Consider the following 18,342-nt stretch of genomic DNA (forward strand, 5'->3'; position numbering starts at 1 on the left):
TCCAAAGCCCTGAAAGCCCTGCATTGTGTGGGCACTCACTGCGGGTCAAGGACAAGACACATGGCGACCGCCTCTCTGGGACCACAGGTTCATACCGCAACGCCGACCCTTTCCGTCTTGGACCCGCGTGGCCTGGCGGTCAGGGCCGTGCAGTTCCATCGGCGGCAGGCCAACGAGCCGCTGGAGTCGCGCGTCACCCATCAACGTTACGACAGCGCTGGTCGGCCAGTGGCCAGCCGTGATCCACGGTTGTTTGCCATGGCCCAGGCCGATGAATCCGTACCCGCCAACCTGAGCCAGACTTTCAGCCTGTCCAGCTTACCGTTGGCGACCCACAGCGTGGATTCCGGTTGGCAGACTATGCTGCAAGGTGCCGCTGGGCAAACCCTGGAGCGCTGGGACAGTCGTGGCAGCCATTCACTGACTGAATGCGATGCCCTGCTGCGCCCGGTGGCCGTGCATGAACGTGGAGAAGACGTTGCAGAGCACACACTGGAGCGTTTTAGCTATGCCGGCGCCGATGCGGACTCCGCCGCCCACAACCTGTGCGGTCAGTTGATTCGCCATGACGATCCGGCGGGCACGCTGCACTTGCATGATCTGGGGCTGGGCGGTGCGGTACTGAAACAGACCCGGCATTTTCTGCGTGATAGCGCTCCGCCCGATTGGCCGAGCGAGGTGCCCGCTCGCAATACGCTGCTTGAACCCGGCGACGGCGCGACGACCTGGAACACCTGCGCACCTACCAACGAACCGCTGAGCCAAACCGACGCACTGGGCAACCTTCAAGCTTTCGCCCATACCGTCGCCGGTGAGTTGAAAAACACCCGGCTGAAACTGGCGGGCAGCGGACAGGTCGAGCAGGTGTTGGTCAGCAACATCCACTACAACGCCCTGGGCCAGGTCGAGTCGGAAAACGCCGGCAACGGCGTGATCACCCGTCACCGCTACGACCCTGCCGATGGCCGACTGACGAGGCTCAGCGCCCACAAAACCGATGGCTCGCCGCTGCAAGACCTGGCGTACCGCTACGACCCGGTCGGTAACGTCCTGAGCATCGAAGAATCCGAACAGTCGATCCGCTACTTCAAGAACCAACGGGTCGCCCCGATCACGACTTACCACTACAACACGCTCTACCAGTTGATCAAAGCCACCGGACGAGAGGCCAGCACGGGCCTAGGCGGCCCAGCCTTGCCTGGCTTGCAACCCTTGCCGGCCGCCCCCAACCAGATTGCCAATTACACCCAGACCTACCACTACGACCCGGCCGGCAACCTGTTGGAACTCGAGCATCTCGGCGCACAGCGCCATGGCCGCACCTTGACCCGCGCCCGCAACAGCAACCGCTGCCTGCCCAACCAGGATGACCGACCGCCAACCGAAGACGAACTGGCCGCTGGTTTCGATGCCAATGGCAACCTGCATGCACTGCAACCGGGGCAACACCTGAGCTGGGACCTGCGCAATCAACTACAACAAGTGCGCCCGGTGATTCGCGACAACGCCGAAGACGATCACGAACGTTATGTCTATGACGGCGGCGGCCAGCGCGTGCGCAAGGTTCGCACCAGTCAGACCCACGCTCGTACCCTCATCAGCGAAGTGCGTTACCTGCCCGGTCTGGAAATTCGCACCCACGGTGGCACCGGTGAAATCCTGCAGGTCATTAGCGCCACAGCGGGACGCAACAGCGTCCGGGTATTGCATTGGGTCGCCGGACAACCCGATGACATCCCCAATGATCAATTGCGCTACAGCCTCAACGATCACTTGGGTTCCAGCACCCTGGAACTGGACCAGCAGGCCAACCTGATCAGCCAGGAAAGCTATTATCCCTTCGGTGGCACGGCGTGGTGGGCCGGCCGAAACGCGACCGAAGCCAAGTACAAAACCGTGCGCTATTCCGGCAAGGAACGGGATGCGACGGGGCTTTACTACTATGGATTCCGGTATTACGCGCCGTGGTTGCAGCGGTGGATCAATCCGGATCCTGCGGGGTATGTGGATGGGATGAACTTGTATCGAATGACGAGAAACAACCCTGTTTGCTTTTTGGATGACGACGGACAACTTTCAAAAGAGTCGCGTAAATTAAGACGTCTGATAGAGCGAGATCTCCCCATAACAGGCAGAGGCATGACTGCAATAACAAAAAACAACCCTGACCTTGCCAAAAAAATAAAAACCGGAATGGATAACACCAAGAACTATTTAACCAGCGCCATCGAAGCCATAGAAGAAATGAGTCGCGACGAAAGCAACAACACATACAAAGCAATTATCAGTGACTACATGGGAGAAGGTCTCGAGACAGAAATGATACTTGCCGTGATTAACATGCTCTACGCAACAAGCAAGCAGTACGGACACAACTCTCAAAGAATCGCAGCCGTAAAGGACACCTCCCCTTCAGCCATAACTGTTTACAACACTACAAATATAAAAAATCTATATATAAACGATAGCATATTGAACCAGCCCGACGAATTCGTTGGGGTAGCGCTGATTCACGAATACGCACACATATCCGAGCTGGACGCTCGAGACTTTTACTCGCTGTCGAAAGAATCACTTCCCGGAGACGGCGCTCAACTAATAGCTTCGAACTGGCTGAACAACAAATACCGCATCGGTGAAATCAAAAAAGATGACAGAGAAGACTTCATTCAAGCCTCGAATGAAAAAGACATGCCTTCAGCACTAAAAAGATACGAGACAGACAGAGGCTTTCGCGAATTCGTTTCGATGACTAATGCAGACTCCTGGGCCCATATGATTTACTCACTCAGCAATAGCCGAGCCGCACAAAACAAACACGCTTCCGTATAAATCAAAATATCGACTTCAACCTTGATCGCCATTGAACTAGCTATGTTACCCACTCCCAACTTCAATGTATTTTAGCTGAGTGGCTAGCCAACCAAAAAAAATAGATTCCCCCCCGTTGCGTCCTCGTAGCAGAGCGCACTTGCTTCTTGAGGGGGCAACTGTCAGACCACCCTAAAAATACACTACCCCTGCGGCCGCAACATCAACACCGCTAACGGCGGCAAATTCAGCAGCAACGACAATGCCTGACCGTGGCTGCCTTCTTCCTCGGTAAACGCCCCGCCACCGTTGCCATAATTGGAACCGGCGTAGGTGTCGGCATCGCTGTTGATCACCTCGGTCCAGCGCCCGGCAAACGGCACCCCCACGCGATAGGCCTCACGCGGTACCGGGGTGAAGTTGGCCACCACCAGCAGCGGTCGGCCGTCCTTGCTCCAGCGCAGCCAGGCGTAGACGCTGTTGATCGCGTCGTCACCGATCAGCCATTGAAAGCCCTGCGGTACGTCGTCCTGATCGTGCAGCGCCGGTTCTTCGCGGTACAGGCGATTGAGGTCGCCCACCAGTTTTTGCACGCCCCGGTGTTCCGGGTATTGCAGTAAGTACCAGTCCAGTTGCTGATCGTGATTCCATTCGCGCCACTGGCCGAACTCACAGCCCATGAACAGCAGCTTTTTGCCCGGATGCGCCCACATGAAAGTCAGGTAAGCACGCAAGTTCGCGAATTTCTGCCAGCGATCACCGGGCATCTTGTCGATCAGCGAATGCTTGCCGTGTACCACCTCGTCGTGGGAAATCGGCAGGATGAAGCGCTCGGACCAGGCGTAAACCAGGCCAAAGCTCAGTTCGTTGTGATGATGGGCGCGGTAGACCGGGTCCTGCTGAATGTAATGCAACGAGTCGTGCATCCAGCCCATGTTCCATTTGTAATCAAAACCCAAACCACCGTGTTGCGTACCCTGGCTGACACCCGGCCAGGCTGTGGACTCTTCAGCGATCACCAGTGCTCCGGGCGCCTCCAGGTCCACGACATCGTTGAGGTGGCGGACAAAGTCGATGGCTTCGAGGTTTTCCCGGCCACCGTGGCGATTGGGCACCCACTCGCCGGCCTTGCGTGAATAGTCGCGATACAGCATCGAGGCCACCGCGTCGACCCGCAGGCCATCGACATGGAAATGCTTGAGCCAGTGCAACGCCGACGCCAGCATGAAACCGTGGACTTCGGTGCGGCCCAGGTTGTAGATCAGCGTGTCCCAGTCCTGATGAAAGCCTTCCAGCGGGTTGCCATATTCATAAAGCGCGGTGCCGTCGAACTGCGCCAGGGCCGTGGGTGTCGGTCGGGAAATGCGCCGGCACCCAATCCAGAATCACCCCGATACCCGCCAGGTGACAGGCATTGACGAACGCGGCGAAATCATCGGGGGAACCGTAGCGGGCGCTCGGGGCGAATTGCGACAGTGGCTGATAACCCCACGAGCCGCCGAACGGGTGCTCCATGACTGGCATCAACTCGATGTGGGTGAACCCCAGGTTCTGCACATAAGGAATCAAATGCTCCGCCAGTTCATGCCAGGCGTACTGGCGCGCCACCTCACCCGTATCATCCACCTCGCATTGCCAGGAGCCGGCATGCAGTTCATAGATCGACAACGGTGCCGTCGGTTGTTGGCGTTCACCGCGCGCCTGCATCCATTCGTGGTCCTGCCAGTCGACGGTCAGCGGTGCGGCGACTTTCGAGGCCGTATCCGGCGGTAACTGAGTGGCCAGGGCCATCGGGTCCGCCTTGAGTGGCAGGATCCCGTGAGCACCGAGTATCTCGTACTTGTACGCCTCGCCTGCCCGCAAGCGCGGAATGAACACCTCCCAGACCCCGGACGGATGACGCAAGCGCATCGGATGACGACGACCGTCCCAGGTATTGAAATCGCCGACCACCGACACACGCCGGGCATTCGGTGCCCACACCGCAAAACGCACGCCGTCGACCCCATCGATCGTCCTCAACTGCGCGCCGAGGCACGCACTGAGGTCGCGGTGATTGCCCTCGGCAAACAGGTACAAGTCCATTTCACCCAGCAGCGGACCAAACGAGTAAGGGTCTTCGGCAGTCTGTTCGCCGCCCGCCCATTGCGTGCGCAACAGATAGCCTTGCGCCCGGTCGAAGTGCCCGACAAACAACCCCGGCACAGCGGTGGTATCAAGGCTGCCCAACACATCGCCGGTGTCGTGGGCCAGTACCTGCACGCTCAACGCATCCGGCAGGTAGGCGCGGATGAACTGGCCGCCCGCCCCATCGGCATGGGGGCCGAGGATGGCAAACGGGTCCTGATGTTCGGCACGCACCAACGCTTCAATATCCTGCGCCGCAGGCAGCAGCGCCGGTTTCACATGCCCCTGTTCCTTGTTCGAGAAACTCATGACTGCTCTCCACCTGTCTCGGAAAAGGGTTTGAGCCCACTCAACAACCCATACAAACCGTGCAATGGCACCGGCAGCCAGGCGGGGCGATTTTCAGCTTCATAGGCCACTTCATAAGCCGCCTTCTCCAGGCTGAACAACGCCAACGCGGCGTCTTCGCCCTCGGGGCCTTGCCATGCATGAGCAAGACTAGCTGTCGCCAGCCGATACGCCCGGACAAACGCCCGACGCGACTCATGCAAGTACCGATCAGTCACGCGCTGGCGTGCAGCCCTTGCCTGCGGCGAGCTGTCGACACTGGGCAGATTCAGCGCCATCGCGGCGGCGTAATCGAAGGAGCGCAATACGCCGCTCACGTCCTTGTACGGACTGTGCTTGCCCCGTCGTTCATGCAATGAGCGCGCCGGTTCGCCTTCGAAGTCGATCAGGTAGGCATCGCCCTTGATCACCAGTACCTGGCCCAGGTGCAGGTCGCCGTGTACGCGCATGTGCAACCCGCCGACGGTTTTGACGGCCAGGTCCTGGAGGTGAGCGAGAATGGTTTTTTTCTGTTCCAGCAACCGCGTCACCCGGCGCTGATCCTCCGGGCTCAACCCGGCCTGATGGTGTTTGAGCAACTGCAAGGCTCGCTCCAGTTGCGCCCCCACCGCCTTCGCCGTCGCCTGCTGGTCCTTGGGTGTGGCGATGCGCGAACTGAACGCCGGGTCGTCACTGGGCGCCGCCAGCAATTGGTGCATTTCCCCGAGACGCTGACCGAGCATCCCGGCAAAGTCCTTCAGTTCACCCAAGGCGTTGTAATGCTGCTCCTGCTCGGACACCGCGTCAGCCAACTCGTCGCGCAGCGCCCGCTCGAGGTTGTTCTGGGTCCACTCCCAGGCATCGCCCTGATTGCTCAAATAGCCTTGGGCAATCATCAACAGGTTGTCTTCGCCCTGAAGATCGCGGCGCATCACCGAACCCAGCAATGGCGAAATATGGGTGAAACCTGCCGCAGTCAGAAAAGCGCTCATCTCCAGCTCCGGGTGGATACCCGAGGCGACTTTGCGGATCAGTTTGAGGATCAGGCTGCCACCGATCACCACTGAGCTGTTGGACTGCTCGGCCGACAGATAGCGCACCTCGGACTCCCCCGTCAGGCCCAGGTCGGCCAACCCCGGTGTCGCCTCAAAACGGATGTCGCCGTCGCTGCTGCTCAACACCGTTTGCGCCTGAAGGCCTTGCAAGACCGAACGAATGAAACTGTCGAGGCTGAACGCATCCGTCACCAGGCCGACCTGACGCCCGCGCCGTACCCGCGCCAGCGCCAACTGCTGCGCCAATGCGGCCCCGACCTGATCCTCGGCCAAAAATCCAAACGGCAACTGATAGCGACTGACCTGACCGTCACAGGTGACGTCAACTTCGCTGAACAGCACAGGATGCTGCGCGTCCCCCAAACGCACACCGTAGGCGATGCGCACGGTTTCGATTCGGGAGTCCTTGCTCGCGAACCACCGTCGATTGTGCAGCCAGTCTGGCAACACGCTTTGTTCCAGAATGGTGCGCGATGGGGCTTCAAGCAGCTCTTCCATGCGCTTTTTCAGCACCAGGGTGGTGAAGTCCGGCAGGCTTTGCGCCGGTTCCACATGCCAGCTCGGCATCTGGTTTTCGGCGGCCAGCACAAACCAATAGAAACCGTACGGGGCCAGGGTCAGCAGGAAACTCAGCTGGCCAATCGGCGGAAAGGCATTGCCGCCGAGCATCTCCACCGGGACCATGCCGGCGAAGGCCGACAGGTCGAGTTCAGCCGCTTGGGCACTGCGCGAAACATTAGCCACACACAGGATGATTTCGTGCTTGCCGTGCCCATCGGTGTATTCACGGGTATAGGCCAGAATCCGTCGATTGCTTGGCGAAAGCATCTTCAACGTACCGCGTCCGAAGGCCTGGGATTGCTTACGGACCGCCAGCATGCGCCGGGTCCAGTTGAGCAACGAATGCGGATCGCTGGCCTGGGTTTCCACATTGACTGAAAGGTAGCCGTACTGCGGGTCCATGATCGGCGGCAACACCAGGCTGGCGGGATCGGCGCGGGAGAAACCGCCATTGCGGTCGATCGACCACTGCATCGGCGTGCGTACGCCATCGCGGTCGCCCAGGTAAATGTTGTCGCCCATGCCGATTTCATCGCCGTAATACAGGGTCGGCGTGCCCGGCATCGACAGCAACAGGCTGTTCAGCAGTTCGATACGCCGACGGTCACGCTCCATCAACGGCGCCAGGCGCCGGCGAATGCCCAGGTTGATCCGCGCCCGACGGTCGGCGGCGTAGTAATTCCACAGGTAATCACGCTCCTTGTCGGTGACCATTTCCAGAGTCAGTTCATCGTGGTTGCGCAGGAAAATCGCCCATTGGCAGTTCGCCGGAATCTCCGGGGTCTGGCGCAGAATGTCGGTGATCGGAAAACGGTCCTCCTGCGCCAGTGCCATGTACATGCGCGGCATCAGCGGGAAGTGAAACGCCATGTGGCACTCGTCGCCGCTGTCACCGTGGGTGTCACCGCGCTGTGTACTGCCAAAATACTGCCGGGTGTCTTCGGGCCACTGATTGGCCTCGGCCAGCAGCATGCGATCCGGGTAATTGGCGTCGATCTCGGCACGGATCTGTTTGAGCACCTGGTGGGTTTCCGGCAGGTTCTCGTTGTGGGTGCCGTCGCGCTCGATCAGGTAGGGAATGGCGTCCAGGCGCAGGCCGTCGATGCCCATGTCCAGCCAGTAGCGCATCACCGACAGCACCGCTTTAATCACCTGCGGGTTATCGAAATTGAGGTCCGGCTGGTGCGAATAGAAACGGTGCCAGAAGTACTGGCCGGCCACCGGGTCCCAGGTCCAGTTGGACTTTTCGGTGTCGAGAAAAATGATCCGGGTGCCGGCGTACTTTTGATCGTCATCGGACCACACATAGAAGTCCCGCGCCGCCGAGCCGGGCTTGGCCTTGCGCGCCCGCTGAAACCACGGGTGCTGGTCCGAGGTGTGGTTGATGACCAACTCGGTAATGACCCGCAAACCGCGCGCGTGCGCCTCGGCGATAAAGCGCTTGGCATCAGCCAGCGTGCCGTAATCGGGGCTCACGCCACGGTATTCGGCAATGTCATACCCATCGTCACGCCGTGGCGAGGGGTAGAACGGCAGCAGCCAGATCGTATTGACGCCCAGTTCGGCAATGTAGTCGAGTTTGGCGATCAGGCCGGGAAAGTCGCCAATCCCGTCGTTATTGGAGTCGAAGTAGGATTTGACGTGAACCTGATAGATCACCGCGTCCTTGTACCAGAGCGGGTCATTGATGAAGGTGGCTGACCTGGGTTTCTTCGCCATTGGAAACTCCTGAGTACGGTGAGAACCTGCGGGAGCGAGGGTGCAGCTAAACCGTAATCCGCCAGATCCCGAATGGCTGATGCCAAGGTTCGATGCGCATCCATTGGGTCTTGCCGTACCAGGTCCAGCGATGGCCGTTCATCAGGTCCTCGCCATGGGTTTGTGCGTCGTCGGGCAGGCCCATCTCCCACAGCGGCAGCTCGAAATGAGCCTCTTGGGCGTTGAATGGATCGAGGCTGACCGCCACCAGCACACAGTTGCTGCCGTCCGCGTTGCGTTTGCCGAAATACAGGATGTTGTCGTTCCACACGGTGTAGACCTGCAACCCCAAATGGCTGTGCAACGCCGGGTTCTGGCGGCGGATCCGGTTGAGTTGGGCGATCTCGGCAATGATGTTGCCCGGCGCGTTGAAGTCTCGCGGCCGGATCTGATACTTCTCCGAGTCGAGGTACTCTTCCTTGCCCGGCACTGGCGCCGCTTCACACAACTCAAACCCCGAATACATCCCCCAAAGCCCGGCCCCCATGGTCGCCAGCGCCGCACGGATCAGAAACCCGGCCCGGCCTGAGTCATGGAGGAACGCCGGGTTGATGTCCGGGGTGTTGACGAAGAAGTTCGGCCGGAAGCACTCGCGCCACGGTGACTGGTTCAGCTCACTGAAGTAGCTCGCGAGTTCCTGCTTGGTGTTACGCCAGGTGAAATAGGTGTAGCTCTGTGAGAAACCGACCTTGCCCAAGCGGGCCATCATTGCCGGCGTGGTAAACGCCTCGGCCAGAAAAATCACCTCGGGGTACAGCGCCCGCACGTCACCGATCAGCCACTGCCAGAATGGCAAGGGTTTGGTGTGAGGGTTGTCGACGCGAAAGATCTTCACGCCCTCCTCGACCCACCCCACCACGATGTCGCGCAGGGCCAGCCAAAGGCTGGGGATGGCTTCGGTGGTGTAGAAGTCGACGTTGACGATGTCCTGGTATTTCTTCGGCGGGTTTTCGGCGTATTTGATCGTGCCGTCAGGCCGCCAGTTGAACCAGCCCGGATGCTGCGCAAGCCACGGGTGGTCCTGGGAACATTGAATGGCGAAATCCAGGGCGATTTCCAGTCCATGCTCGGCGGCGGCCGCCACCAACCGGCGAAAGTCTTCGCGGCTGCCCAACTGCGAATGAATTGCCTCGTGCCCGCCTTCGCGGCTGCCGATGGCATAAGGGCTGCCGGGGTCGTCGGGGCCCGCCTTCAGGGCGTTGTTGGGGCCTTTGCGATGGCTGAGCCCGATCGGGTGGATCGGCGGAAAATACAGCACGTCAAAGCCCATGTCGTGGATCATCGGCAACCGCGCATGCACATCGTTGAAGGTGCCGTGGCGGGCGGGGTCGTCGGTGATCGAACGCGGAAACAATTCATACCAACTGGCGAACGCTGCCCGTTCGCGTTCAACGTCCAACGGGTATTCGGGGCTCAGGCTCAAGTACGCGTGGTGATCCACCTCAGCCATCAATTGCGCACTGTACGGGTGCAGAAACAGCGCCACCTGCTCGGTTTCGAGCAGACCGGCCAATTCATGGTGCAAGGCGGCCAATTGTTCGCTGAGTGAACCCGCACTGCGTTCGGCCGCTTGCAGCACTTGAGTACGACCCTCTTGCAGCTCCAGGCTCACAGGCACGCCGGCCTGGTGTTTCTTTTCCAGTTCATGACAGAAACTGGCGAACGGATCGATCCAGGCCCTGGATGCAAAACACATAGCGCCCCAGGGTCTCTACGCGGAACTGACCTTGCCAGCCGTTGTTGCCCAGATCGGTCATGGCCTCGCTGTGCCAGACAACCTGCGTGTCGTCGCGCCAGCGGATGCACACCGCCAAGGTGTCGTGGCCATCAGCGAACACTTTGCTGGTAACCGTGATGACCTGCCCGACCACCGCTTTCACCGCAAACTGCCCTCCTTCTATCACCGGCATCGTGTTCTCGATGACGATGCGCGGCAGCAACAGTGCCTGGGACAGCGGCAGTTGCGGGTTGTACTCAAGCTCAGTCGGTTTTTGCGCAGTCATCGAGCTTCACTCCTTACGCCCCACGGACGCCCTGGTGCAGGGTTGAATCGCTCTGACACGCGCCCATCCCTGAAGCGTGCCACTTAAGTTCCGAGCGCAGGGCGTGGTGAAAAGTTCAGCGGGATGGGTGCCGGATCAACGCTGGAATCAAATCGACCCGCCCACAGTCCACCCAAGGAAGCCAAGCACAAAAGGAGCCATGTCCATGCACACCACCGGGCGCCAGGCCGCCCGTCATCGTCACACCACAGGCACCGCCCGCGACCACTAATCAGTTGCCCAGAACGATAGCCACCAGCCGCGCCCTAAACCTTTAGAACCTGCTGAAACCGGAGACCATCATGACTGTGCGTATTGATCACCAAACCTGTTTTTTCATCACCGAGAACGGTGAAGAAATTCGCCTCGCCCCCGACGTGACCATCATCACCGACTCGGCCAAATCCATGTCGGCAGTTGATCTGGACGGTCGGCGCGTGTACATCACCGAAGCAGAAGCCGACGCATTAACCGTAGCAGGTGCCATCGACGGGCGTAGGCACCTGAAGGTCACTGACAGTGATTCGGTGATTTGACTGATGCAGATCATAGAACCCGGCCAGCGCTTGATATAGGCGCGGCCGCCATGTTTGCGGGGTGCAGCAACTTGTCGCAGGGGGGCTGCACCGGCCCATCTGATCCGCTTTTTATTGCAATAGCTGAGTCTGTTATGCAAACAGATCGAAGGTCATAGTGCTCAGGCCTGATGGAGGCTGATGAGCGAAAGACCATGAGCGAAAGAATCCCCGTCCGATTAGTAGAAACATTCGAGCCTTCGCGTCCAAAGATGAAGGCCAAATCCAGCGACACCCAGATTCACACCCGCAGCTTCACCGGTTTGTTCCGCACCTTGCGCGTGTGCGGTGCAGGCTTTTTGTTTCTGGCGTTTTTCGGCACCGTGTGGCTCAACTGGGGCGGCCGTCAGGCTGTGCTCTGGGACCTCTCGGAAAGCAAGTTTCACATTTTCGGCGCAACGTTCTGGCCGCAGGATTTCATCCTGCTGTCGGCGCTGCTGATCATCTGCGCCTTCGGCCTGTTCGCGATCACCGTGTTCGCGGGCCGGGTCTGGTGCGGCTACACCTGCCCGCAGAGCTCCTTTACCTGGCTGTTCATGTGGTGCGAAAAAGTCACCGAGGGCGAGCGCAACCAGCGGATCAAGCTGAAAGCGGCGCCCTGGGGGCTGAACAAGCTGATACGCCGTTCGGCCAAACACACAATGTGGCTGGCGATCAGCGTGATGACCGGCCTGACCTTCGTCGGTTACTTCACGCCGATCCGCCCCCTGGCCAACGAACTGCTGACCCTGCAAATGGGCGGCGTGAGTCTGTTCTGGGTGCTGTTTTTCACCGGTGCCACGTACATCAACGCCGGTTGGCTGCGTGAAGCGGTGTGCATGCACATGTGCCCTTACGCCCGTTTCCAGAGCGTGATGTTCGACAAAGACACCCTGACCATCTCCTATGACACGGCACGCGGCGAAATCCGTGGCCCGCGCAAACGTGATGTGAAACCGGCCGATGTCGGCCTCGGTGACTGCATCGATTGCCACTTGTGCGTGCAGGTCTGCCCGACCGGTATCGACATCCGCGACGGCTTGCAGATGGAATGCATCGGCTGCGCGGCGTGCATCGACGCCTGTGATTCGATCATGGACAAAATGGGCTACGCCCGTGGCCTGATCAGTTACACCTCCGAGCATGAATTGCAGGGTGGCAAGACCCACCTGCTGCGGCCAAGGCTGATCGGCTACAGCGCTGTGCTGGTGGTGATGATCGGTGCGCTGGCACTGGCGTTGATCGAACGGCCGATGGTGTCGCTGGACGTCAGCAAGGACCGTGGCTTGTTCCGTGAGAACAGCCTGGGGCAGATCGAAAACATCTACAGCCTCAAGGTCATCAACAAAACCCAGGAACGTCAGGGTTACCGGCTAAGCCTGGTCGACGGCGACGGTTTCCAGTTGCAGGGCAAGACCGAACTGAGCCTGGCGCCCGGCGAAATCGTCGATGTGCCGGTGTCCGTGGCCATGACGACCGAGCAGCCTGCCAGCAGCTCGCAGAAGATCAGCTTCATGATCAGCGACAGCGATGACCCCAGCGTGCACAGCGTGGCCAAGAGCCGTTTTGTTGCGCCGATGAACCGTTGAACCGTTAAGATGCCGCCCTCTGTGGCGAGGGAGCTTGCTCCCGTTGGGGTGCGAAGCACCCCTGAAATTTTACGACTGCTGCGCAGCCGAACGGGAGCAAGCTCCCTCGCCACAAAAGCGCATCACATGAATAACCTCAACCCAGGCACCCGATGAAACGCTACGAAAAATTCGCCGACGACATCGCTGAACTGATCCGCTCCGGGGTGCTTGGGCCGGGTCAACGCGTGCCGTCGGTGCGCTATGCCAGCCAGACCTACGGGGTCAGCCCGTCCACGGTCTTCCAGGCCTATTACTTGCTGGAGCGCCGCGGGCTGATCCGCGCCCGTCCGCGTTCCGGCTACTTCGTCAACACCCACGCCCCGAGCCCGTTCTCGGAGCCGGTGATCAGCAGCCAGGTCAACGAGTCGACGGAAGTCGACGTCAGTGAGCTGGTGTTCTCGGTGCTCGACTCGATCAAGGACCCGAACACCGTACCGTTCGGTTCGGCCTTCCCGAGCCCGACGCTGTTTCCGCTGCAACGTTTGTCCCGCTCGCTGGCCAGCGCCAGCCGCGAAATGGACCCGCGTGTGGTGGTCACCGACATGTCGCCGGGCAACCCGCAACTGCGTCGGCAAATCGCCCTGCGCTACATGGTCGGCGGCCTGATGCTGCCCATGGAAGAACTGCTGATTACCAACGGCGCGCTCGAAGCCCTGAACCTGTGCCTGCAAGCGGTGACCGAGCCCGGTGACCTGGTGGCCATCGAGGCCCCGGCGTTCTACGCCAGCCTGCAAGTGCTGGAACGGCTCAAGCTCAAAGCCGTGGAAATCCCCGTGCACCCGCGCGACGGCATCGACCTCGGCGTGCTCGCACAAACCCTTGAGCGTCACCCGATCAAGGCGTGCTGGTGCATGACCAGTTTCCAGAACCCGATGGGCGCGACCATGCCCGAGGCGAAGAAACAGGAATTGGTGGAATTGCTGCGTGTGCATCAGGTGCCGCTGATCGAGGACGACGTCTACGCCGAGCTGTATTACGGTCAGCAAGCGCCAAAACCGGCAAAAGCCTTCGACACTGAAGGCCTGGTGATGCATTGCGGCTCCTTCGCCAAAAGCCTGGCTCCGGGTTATCGCGTCGGTTGGGTCGCGGCCGGGCGCTATGCGCAGAAAATCGAACGCCTGAAACTGATGACGTCGCTCTGCGCCTCGATGCCGGCCCCAGGCGGCGATTGCCGACTACCTGCAACACGGCGGCTACGACCGCCACTTGCGCAAACTGCGCTACGCCCTGGAAGAACAGCAAAGCGCCATGCTGGCGGCCATTGCGCGCTACTTCCCGGCGCAAACCCGCGTCAGCCAACCGGCCGGCGGCTACTTCCTGTGGCTGGAACTGCCGCCGCAGATGGACTCCCTCAAGCTGTTCCAGATGGCCCTGGCCCAAGGCATCAGCATCGCACCGGGCCCGATCTTTTCCCCGACCCAACGCTTTAGAAACTGCATTCGCCTGAACTACGGCAGCCCGTGGAACGAGGATGCCGAGAAGGCGATGGAAACCCTGGGGCGGATTGTTCGCTCGTTTTGACCGGACACTTGCCGCCCGTCCCCCGTTACTGGCAGCATCCGCGCTTCACTCATTCATGGAGGGAGCGCGCCGTTGATGCCGTTGCTGGCCAGTCGCTGTCCATGACAATCCCGAGTTATGGAAGACCGATGGAAAAAACACTGAGGATGTTGCTGGGTGCAGTGATCACAACCCTGGTGTATGTGGGGGTGATTCGCTACGGGATCCCGGCCCTCTATGCAAACACACAGACGGAAAACCTGCTGAGCGTTGCCCTTGACCCGGTGATTGCCGGGTTGATGGCCGCCGTGGTGTTGACGTGCTGGAAACCGCAACCGGGCTATTGGAGCCTGCTCGTCATCGCGGTATTGATGGCAGGTTTAACGCTGCGCTTCATGGATGAAAACCTCTGTGATGCAAGCCAGATCGCCGAGATCACCCAAGCCTCGTTATCGGCGACGACGCCCACAGCCGTGGAGTTTCCCGGCATCAGTGCCGACCCCACAGGTGAGCAGCGCTATTACTGCGTCATGCCCCAACAGCGTCAGGAATACCTGAGCGCTTCTGCGTACTACCACTTCAAGGGCTGGCTGACGCTGTTGAGCGTTTTGACACTCAGCCGCTGGCACACGCGTAGACGCCCGGCTCAGCAGGGTTGAAACCTGAGCCGGGCACTGGCGAATCGAGCGTTAACGCCCGCCCGCCAGGTCGATAAACGTCCCGGTCGCATACGATGCCTTGTCCGACAGCAGCCAGATGATCGCCTCGGCCACTTCATCCGGGCGGCCGCCACGGGCCATGGGAATGCCGGACTCAAGTTTGCTGACCCGGTCCGGGTCGCCGCTCAGGGCGTGGAAGTCGGTAAAGATAAAGCCGGGGCGTACGGCGTTGACGCGAATGCCTTCGCCGGCGACTTCCTTGGACAGGCCGATGGTGAAACTGTCCAGCGCACCTTTGGAGGCGGCGTAGTCGACGTATTCGCCGGACGAGCCCAGGCGCGAGGCCACCGAGGACACGTTGACGATGCTACCGCCCTGCCCCCCATGCCTGGGCGACATGCGCAACACCGCGTGCTTGGCGCAGAGAATGGGCGCCAGCACGTTGGTTTTCATGATTTTAAGAATGCGGAACTCGGACATTTCGTCGACCCGGGACTTGTGCCCGACGGTGCCGGCATTGTTCACCAGGGCAGTGACCCGCCCCAGCTCCGTGTCGACGCGATGGAACAGCCCGATCACTTCGTCTTCGATGCTGACATCGGCACGAACCGTGATCGCCTGGGCCCCCAACTCGCGAACCTGCTGCAACACCGTGAACGCAGACTGTTCGTCAGCCTGATAGTTGATGCAGATCCGATACCCCTGCTGCGCCGCCAATAACGCTGTCGCGGCGCCGATACCACGGCTGCCGCCGGTGATGACGATGACTTTGTCCATGCTGGTCTTCCCCCCGTTGCGAGCATTAGCAATCGGGGCCAAGAATAACCGCCATCACGGGGTTTTGCATGAAGTCTGTGGTGTCCGGACTGACGTCTTCGCGAGCAGGCTCGCGCCCACAATTGATTGCATCTCCCCTGTGGATTCGGCCCATCAACCCGCGACCAATTGCTCGGCGCGGTGAATGTCGAGCATGAAGCCCTCGGCCGGCTGCGGGTGACCGAGCAGATAACCTTGCAGCGAGTCACATCCCAGTTGCGTCAGGAAGTTCTGTTGCATGTCGGTTTCCACACCCTCGGCAACGATCCGCAGCCCCAATGCCTGGCCCAAGGCGACGATGGCCGAAACAATGGCGGCATCATCGCTGTCGTGTTCCAGATCACGGACAAACCCCCGGTCGATTTTCAGCTCATTGGCCGGCAAACGCTTGAGGTACATCAGGCTGGAGTAACCGGTGCCGAAGTCATCGATGGACAAGTCCACGCCCATGTCTGCCAACTGCTGGAGCACGGTCATGCTCGCGTCGGCATCGCTCATGGCGGTGGTTTCGGTGATCTCCAGGGTCAGGCTGTTGGCCGGCAAATGATGGTCCGCCAGGGCTTTCGCCACGCTCTGGACCAGCCCGGCGTGGCAGAACTGCAAGGCCGACAGGTTCACCGCGATGCGCCAACCGGTGTAACCCTCGGCGTACCACTGGGCCATTTGACGGCAGGCTTCATTGAGCACCCAGTCGCCGATCGGGATGATCAAGCCGGTTTTTTCTGCCAGGTCGATGAACTTGTCCGGCAGCATCATGCCTTGCGTCGGATGCTCCCAGCGCAACAGCGCCTCGGCCCCGACCGGGCGGCCATTGCCAGCGTCGAATTTGGGTTGGTAATGCAGGCTGAATTGCTGCTGCTCTACGGCATTGCGCAAGTCCTGGAGCAATTGCAGTTGCTTGCGGGCGTTGGTGTTCATCGAGGCATCGAAGAACCGGTAACCGTTCTTGCCGGTGCCTTTGGCGTGATACATCGCCGCATCGGCGTTCATCAGCAATTCTTGCGCGGTCTGGCCATTGCCGGGATACACCGCGATGCCGACGCTGGCGGATATCTGCAATTCATGGTCCGCCACGCTAAACGATCGGGAGATCAGCCCGACCTGACGTGCGGCCAGACGCAATGCGTCGTCGGGTTCGCTCAATTGCACCAGCAACACGAATTCGTCACCGCCGATCCGCGCCAGGGTGTCCTGGCTGCGCAGATCTTCGCGCAAGCGCAAACCGACTTCGCGCAGCAACTGATCGCCCATGTGGTGACCGAACGCATCGTTGACCGGTTTGAAACCGTCCAGGTCAATGAACATCAGCGCAAAGCAACCGCCCTGCTCTTGCACCACATGCATGGCCTGGTCGATCCGGTCGGCCAGCAGCACCCGATTGGGCAACCCGGTCAGGGTGTCATGCAGGGCCAGTTGGGTCAGTTCGCGATTGGCCCGCGTCAGGGAGTTGGCCAGTTCGGCGGTGCGCGCTTCAAGACGGGCATCGAGGATCGAGGTCAGCAAGGCAATGCACAACACCGCCAGGGTGGTGATCAGCACCAGGTTGTCCAGGCCCTTGCCGTTCAGGCCATCCATTGCCGCACCACAAAAGCTGCCGTCGGGGAACCGCGCGGCGGCCATCCCGGTGTAGTGCATCCCGACGATAGCGATGCCCATGACCACCGCCGCACCGCCACGGGCTAAACGCACATGTGGCGTGTTCTGGCGCAACCGAAACGCAATCCACAACGCCGCCGCCGAGGCGCCCACGGCAATCAGCAACGATGCCCAGAACAGCGTCGGGTCGTAATCGATGCCCGGCTGCATGCGCATCGCCGCCATGCCGGTGTAATGCATCGCACTGATGCCCCCACCCATGATCAGCGCGCCAAACGCCAACTGCCAGCCCGGAAGGCGCGGCTGGCTGACAAGCCACAAGGCAAACCCGCAGGAAAGGATGGCGATCAGCAGGGAAAACAGGGTGATCGTAATGTCGTAGCCCAGGTCGATGGGCAACATGAAGGCCAGCATGCCGATAAAATGCATCGACCAGACGCCCACGCCCATGGCCAACGCACCGCCCACGGTCCATAAATGAGCGGCGCGGCCTTTGGTCGTGGCGATACGACCGGTGAGGTCCAAAGCGGTGTAGGACGCCAAAATCGCCACGCAGAGCGAAATCAGCACCAGAGCGGGGGAGTAACTTCCGATGAGCATGAGACTTCTCGAGGCTGGTGAGCCGAACTGCATCCATGCTCGGGGGCAAATCGCAGGATTGTACCCATTGCGCCGAAGAACGCACCCCCAAAGTAACCAAAAGGCCAGCAGCCTCGGAGAAAGTCTGTAACAAGGTGGAACATGCCCTTACAGGGTGTAAGGGCGATAACGATGAGCGGTCAGAAAGGTCTCACGCCCGGCTAATGCCTGTCGGTTAAGTGAAATCCTTGTGGGAGCGAGCCTGCTCGCAAAATCGGTGGGTCAGCAAACATTGATGTTGAATGTGCTGACGCCTTCGCGAGCAA

General features: G+C 60.2%; 7 protein-coding genes and 3 pseudogenes. 5 read left to right on the plus strand and 5 right to left on the minus strand.

Translation table 11 applies throughout. The features are described 5' to 3' along the window. Positions 1-60 precede the first annotated feature (60 nt). Entirely contained in the window at positions 61-2,832 is a 2,772-nt protein-coding gene (locus AABM54_RS13825) for an RHS repeat-associated core domain-containing protein (RefSeq protein WP_347900508.1), read from the plus strand. A gap of 182 nt (positions 2,833-3,014) precedes the next feature. Here the strand turns inward: AABM54_RS13825 and glgB are convergent. The 3 genes and pseudogenes from glgB to AABM54_RS13840 all read right to left on the minus strand — a co-directional run bounded on the left by glgB (position 3,015) and on the right by AABM54_RS13840 (position 10,642). Further along, a pseudogene (gene glgB, locus AABM54_RS13830) lies at positions 3,015-5,247 on the minus strand (1,4-alpha-glucan branching protein GlgB). Continuing rightward, a complete protein-coding gene (gene treS, locus AABM54_RS13835; RefSeq protein ID WP_347900509.1) occupies positions 5,244-8,600 on the minus strand; it encodes a maltose alpha-D-glucosyltransferase in 3,357 nt (1,118 codons plus the stop codon). The pseudogene glgB and the gene treS overlap by 4 nt, the downstream one beginning before the upstream one ends. Before the next feature lie 46 nt (positions 8,601-8,646). Continuing rightward, positions 8,647-10,642, minus strand: a pseudogene (locus tag AABM54_RS13840) (alpha-1,4-glucan--maltose-1-phosphate maltosyltransferase). A gap of 341 nt (positions 10,643-10,983) precedes the next feature. Between AABM54_RS13840 and AABM54_RS13845 the strand changes: the two are divergent. From AABM54_RS13845 to AABM54_RS13860, 4 genes and pseudogenes are all read left to right on the plus strand, one after another. Continuing rightward, positions 10,984-11,217, plus strand: coding sequence for a DUF3203 family protein (locus tag AABM54_RS13845; RefSeq protein ID WP_347900511.1), 234 nt, complete (start codon positions 10,984-10,986; stop codon positions 11,215-11,217). A 194-nt stretch (positions 11,218-11,411) separates the two neighbouring features. Beyond that, on the plus strand, positions 11,412-12,824 hold the full coding sequence (ccoG, locus tag AABM54_RS13850; protein WP_347900513.1) for a cytochrome c oxidase accessory protein CcoG: 1,413 nt from the start codon (positions 11,412-11,414) through the stop codon (positions 12,822-12,824). A gap of 152 nt (positions 12,825-12,976) precedes the next feature. Next, positions 12,977-14,387: pseudogene (gene mapR / locus AABM54_RS13855) on the plus strand (GntR family transcriptional regulator MpaR). A 128-nt stretch (positions 14,388-14,515) separates the two neighbouring features. Continuing rightward, positions 14,516-15,025, plus strand: a complete 510-nt coding sequence (locus tag AABM54_RS13860; protein WP_347900514.1) for a hypothetical protein — start codon at positions 14,516-14,518, stop codon at positions 15,023-15,025. 30 nt (positions 15,026-15,055) lie between these two features. Here the strand turns inward: AABM54_RS13860 and AABM54_RS13865 are convergent, their stop codons facing one another. Next, on the minus strand, positions 15,056-15,802 hold the full coding sequence (locus tag AABM54_RS13865; protein ID WP_347900516.1) for an SDR family oxidoreductase: 747 nt from the start codon (positions 15,800-15,802) through the stop codon (positions 15,056-15,058). A gap of 153 nt (positions 15,803-15,955) precedes the next feature. Further along, positions 15,956-18,037, minus strand: coding sequence for an EAL domain-containing protein (locus AABM54_RS13870; RefSeq protein WP_347900518.1), 2,082 nt, complete (start codon positions 18,035-18,037; stop codon positions 15,956-15,958). Positions 18,038-18,342: the final 305 nt, after the last annotated feature.

Origin of the sequence: Pseudomonas purpurea, from assembly GCF_039908635.1 — a bacterium.
GTDB classification, from domain to species: domain Bacteria; phylum Pseudomonadota; class Gammaproteobacteria; order Pseudomonadales; family Pseudomonadaceae; genus Aquipseudomonas; species Aquipseudomonas purpurea.

Excerpts from the sequence above, each read along its gene's own strand:
- AABM54_RS13865 (WP_347900516.1), bottom strand. The coding sequence starts at position 15,802 with ATGGACAAAGTCATCGTCATCACCGGCGGCAGCCGTGGTATCGGCGCC.
- AABM54_RS13860 (WP_347900514.1), top strand. The coding sequence starts at position 14,516 with ATGGAAAAAACACTGAGGATGTTGCTGGGTGCAGTGATCACAACCCTG.
- AABM54_RS13825 (WP_347900508.1), top strand. The coding sequence starts at position 61 with ATGGCGACCGCCTCTCTGGGACCACAGGTTCATACCGCAACGCCGACC.
- treS (WP_347900509.1), bottom strand. The coding sequence starts at position 8,600 with ATGGCGAAGAAACCCAGGTCAGCCACCTTCATCAATGACCCGCTCTGG.
- ccoG (WP_347900513.1), top strand. The coding sequence starts at position 11,412 with ATGAGCGAAAGAATCCCCGTCCGATTAGTAGAAACATTCGAGCCTTCG.
- AABM54_RS13870 (WP_347900518.1), bottom strand. The coding sequence starts at position 18,037 with ATGCTCATCGGAAGTTACTCCCCCGCTCTGGTGCTGATTTCGCTCTGC.
- AABM54_RS13845 (WP_347900511.1), top strand. The coding sequence starts at position 10,984 with ATGACTGTGCGTATTGATCACCAAACCTGTTTTTTCATCACCGAGAAC.